The sequence below is a fragment of the Pseudomonas sp. Sample_10 genome, from assembly GCF_004321495.1.
Classification (GTDB): Bacteria; Pseudomonadota; Gammaproteobacteria; order Pseudomonadales; family Pseudomonadaceae; genus Aquipseudomonas.
This window is the reverse complement of record NZ_RCOE01000301.1, coordinates 1-3,582: the sequence shown is the minus strand read 5'-3', so window position 1 is coordinate 3,582 and position 3,582 is coordinate 1. Positions and strand designations below refer to the sequence as shown.

Here is a 3,582-nt window from a genome sequence, read left to right as displayed (position 1 = left end):
GATGCCGTGGACGATTAATTAACTTTTGCGTGCTGAATTTTCGGGCATTGTGCTGTCCTAGGACCGTACTTTCGCGAGAAAGCCGCAGAACAATGAAAAACAGTTGCCTGGCCGATTGGCAACCTGAGGAGTAAGCACTAGAGTATGCGCGCGCAAAACGGGCTTGAGCCTTTCGCACATCGTTGTCGCGTTTATTACGAAGACACCGATGCGGGCGGCATCGTGTATTACGTCAATTACCTCAAGTTTATGGAACGGGCTCGAACCGAGCGGCTACGAGAACTGGGCTTTGCCCAATCGCAGCTGGCAGGGGAGGACCTGTTGTTCGTCGTGCATTCCAGCGAAGCGCGCTACCACGCGCCGGCGCGACTGGACGACGAGCTGCTGGTAAGCGCTGAAGTAATCGAATTGAACCGTGCCAGCCTGCGCTTCAAACAGCAGGTCAGGCGGGCAACGGATGATGCGCTGCTCTGTGAAGGGCAGTTTCTGGTGGCCTGTGTGCGCACTGACAGTTTAAAACCCCGGGCCATTCCCGAAGCTCTACGAGCGGCCTTTGCCGACGTGAGCGGCGCGGGTACTCACTCAAAGCAGGAGATAAAGCGTGGAAGCTAACGTCGTCGACCATTCCTCCATGTGGAGCCTGGTCAGCAATGCCAGTATCGTGGTGCAACTGGTAATGCTGACCCTGGTAGCCGCATCGGTGACCTCATGGATCATGATCTTTCAGCGCAGCAACCTGCTGCGCGCCGGTCGACGTGCCCTGGAGAGCTTCGAGGAGCGCTTCTGGTCGGGTATCGACCTGTCCAAACTCTACCGCCAGGCCGGCAGCAACCCGGACCCTGATTCGGGTGTCGAGCAGATCTTCCGCGCCGGTTTCAAGGAATTCTCCCGTCTGCGCCAGCAGCCAGGCGTTGACCCTGAAGCGGTCATGGAAGGCGTAGCCCGTGCCATGCGCGTCGCGATCTCCCGCGAAGAAGAAAAGCTCGAGCAAAGCCTGCCGTTCCTGGCCACCGTCGGTTCCGTGAGTCCGTACATCGGTCTGTTCGGTACTGTGTGGGGCATCATGAACTCCTTCCGCGGCCTGGCGACTGCCCAGCAAGCAACGCTGGCAACTGTTGCACCCGGTATCGCCGAAGCACTGATCGCTACCGCGATTGGTCTGTTCGCCGCGATTCCTGCCGTTATCGCCTACAACCGTTTTGCCGCTCGCAGCGAAACGCTGATCAGCCGCTACTACACCTTCGCCGATGAATTCCAGGCGATCCTGCACCGCAAAGTGCACACCAGCGAAGAATAAGCAGGTAATTTCCAATGGCTTTAATCGCTCGAGCTCGCAAAAAGCGCAAGCCGGTTGCCGAGATGAACGTGGTGCCTTACATCGACGTGATGCTGGTACTGCTGGTCATCTTCATGGTGACCGCGCCGATGCTCAATCAGGGCGTGAAAGTTGATCTGCCCAAGGTTTCCAGCGAAGCCTTGCCGCAGGACAACAACACACAGGTCCTGACCATTTCCATCAAGTCTGACAAGACCTATTACTGGAACCTTGGCAGCGAAGTCGACACCGAGAAGCAGCAGGACAGGGCGATGACCCTGCCGCAGATGACCGATGCGGTGACCAAGATCATTCGCGTCGGCAACGAAGGCGGCAAGCGTACCCAGGTCTTCATTCGCGGCGACAAGAGTGTCGACTACGGCTCTGTCATGGGCGCCATGGGCGGGTTGCAGAAGGCCGGCGTCGGTAATGTTGGCTTGATTACCGAGGCGCCCTGATGCAGCAACAGCGAGAGCCGTCCGCCTCGGAAAGCTACTTCTGGCCTAGTGTCTGGGCGATTGGCTTGCACGTGCTGGTGTTCGGCATGCTGTTTGTCAGTTTCGCCTTTACCCCGGAGTTGCCGCCGGCCAAGCCGATTGTCCAGGCGACCCTGTACCAGCTGAAATCGAAAAGTCAGGCGACCACCCAGACCAATCAGAAGATTGCGGGTGAGGCGAAGAAATCCGCCGCGCGCCAGACCGAAGTCGAGCAGATGGAGCAGAAAAAGGTCGAGCAGGAAGCGGTGAAGGCTGCGGAACAAAAGAAAGAAGAAGCGGCTCAAAAGGCCGAGGAAGCCAAGAAGGCCGACGAGTCGAAGAAAGCGGAAGAGGCGAAAAAGGCTGATGAAGCCAAGAAAGCCGATGAAGCGAAGAAGACCGCCGAAGCCAAGAAGGCAGAAGAGAAACAATTGGCTGATATAGCCAAGAAGAAAGCGGAAGAAGAAGCCAAGAAGGCTGCTGAAGAAGAGGCCAAGAAAGCGGCCGCTGAAGAAGCGAAGAAAAAGATCGTCGAAGACGCGAAGAAGAAAGCCGCCGAAGACGCCAAGAAGAAAGCTGAAGCTGAAGAGGCGAAGAAGAAAGTCGCCGAAGACGCGAAGAAGAAAGCTGCTGCCGATGCTGCGAAGAAGAAAGCGCAGGAAGCGGCACGTAAATCCGCCGAAGACAAAAAGGCTCAGGCCCTGGCAGATTTGCTTTCCGACACGCCGCAGCGTCAGCAGGCCTTGGCCGATGAGCAGGGTGACGAAGTCGCCGGCAGTTTCGATGACCTGATTCGCGCTCGTGCAGCGGAAGGCTGGGCTCGTCCACCTTCGGCCCGCAAAGGCATGACGGTCGTGTTGCAAATCGGCATGTTGCCGGACGGTACGGTGACTTCGGTCAGCGTGGCCAAGTCCAGTGGCGACGGTCCGTTCGACGCATCGGCTGTGGCAGCGGTGAAGAATATTGGACGTTTGACAGAAATGCAGGGAATGAAGCCGAGTGATTTCGCTCCGTATCGTTCATTCAAGATGACATTCACACCTGAGGATCTAGCCTTGTGAGAAACCTTCTTCGAGGAATGCTCGTCGCTATCTGCTGCATGGCAGGATTGGCGATGGCAGATGAAAAAAACATTCTGGTCACCAGCGGCAGTGATCGGGCTACCCCGATCGCCGTTGTGCCGTTCGGTAACCAGGGCGGCAGCGTGCTGCCGGACGACATGGCGGAAATCATCGGTAACGACCTGCGCAACTCGGGTTACTACTCGCCGATTCCAAAGCAGAACATGATCAGCCAGCCAAGCCAGGCCAGCGAAATCATCTTCCGTGACTTCAAGGCGCTTGGCGCCCAGTACGTCATGGTCGGCAGCATTGTTCCGGCGGGCGGTCGCCTGCAGGTGCAATACGCACTGTTCAACGTTGCCACCGAGCAGCAAGTGCTGACGGGCAGCGTGTCTGGCGGCGTCGACCAATTGCGCGACATGTCGCACTACATCGCCGATCAGTCGTTCGAAAAGCTCACCGGTATCAAAGGTGCCTTTTCGACCCGCCTGTTGTACGTGACGGCCGAGCGTTTCTCCGAGAAGAACACGCGCTACACACTGCAACGTTCGGACTATGACGGTGCCCGTGCCGTGACCCTGCTGCAATCGCGCGAGCCGATCCTGTCGCCGCGTTTCGCACCGGATGGCAAGCGCATCGCTTACGTCTCGTTCGAGCAGAAGCGTCCGCGCATCTTCATGCAGAACATCGACACCGGTCGCCGTGAGCAGATCACCAACTTCGAAGGCCT

Annotated in this window: 4 protein-coding genes and 1 pseudogene; all 5 read left to right on the top strand. The window is 57.7% G+C overall.

All coding sequences use genetic code 11. The features are described from left to right. The first annotated feature begins 144 nt into the window (after nt 1-144). Complete coding sequence (gene ybgC / locus D8U18_RS28150; RefSeq protein ID WP_056852659.1) at nt 145-612, top strand: tol-pal system-associated acyl-CoA thioesterase; 468 nt, start codon at nt 145-147, stop codon at nt 610-612. Beyond that, nucleotides 602-1,297: a protein TolQ gene (gene tolQ, locus D8U18_RS28145; protein ID WP_034149144.1), complete on the top strand. Its 696-nt coding sequence runs from the start codon at nt 602-604 to the stop codon at nt 1,295-1,297. The genes ybgC and tolQ overlap by 11 nt, the downstream gene beginning before the upstream one ends. Nucleotides 1,298-1,320: 23 nt before the next feature. Continuing rightward, complete coding sequence (gene tolR, locus D8U18_RS28140; RefSeq protein ID WP_162135951.1) at nt 1,321-1,773, top strand: protein TolR; 453 nt, start codon at nt 1,321-1,323, stop codon at nt 1,771-1,773. Next, nucleotides 1,773-2,852 carry a cell envelope integrity protein TolA gene (gene tolA / locus D8U18_RS28135; protein ID WP_130908648.1) on the top strand — a complete coding sequence of 360 codons (1,080 nt, stop codon included), beginning with the start codon at nt 1,773-1,775 and terminating at the stop codon, nt 2,850-2,852. Before tolR ends, tolA begins: the two co-directional genes overlap by 1 nt. Further along, nucleotides 2,849-3,582: pseudogene (locus D8U18_RS28130) on the top strand (PD40 domain-containing protein); the annotation flags it as partial. The gene tolA and the pseudogene D8U18_RS28130, both read left to right, overlap by 4 nt.

Bases quoted from the DNA above. Each gene is read 5' to 3' on its own strand.
- ybgC (WP_056852659.1), top strand. From the start codon at position 145: ATGCGCGCGCAAAACGGGCTTGAGCCTTTCGCACATCGTTGTCGCGTT.
- tolA (WP_130908648.1), top strand. From the start codon at position 1,773: ATGCAGCAACAGCGAGAGCCGTCCGCCTCGGAAAGCTACTTCTGGCCT.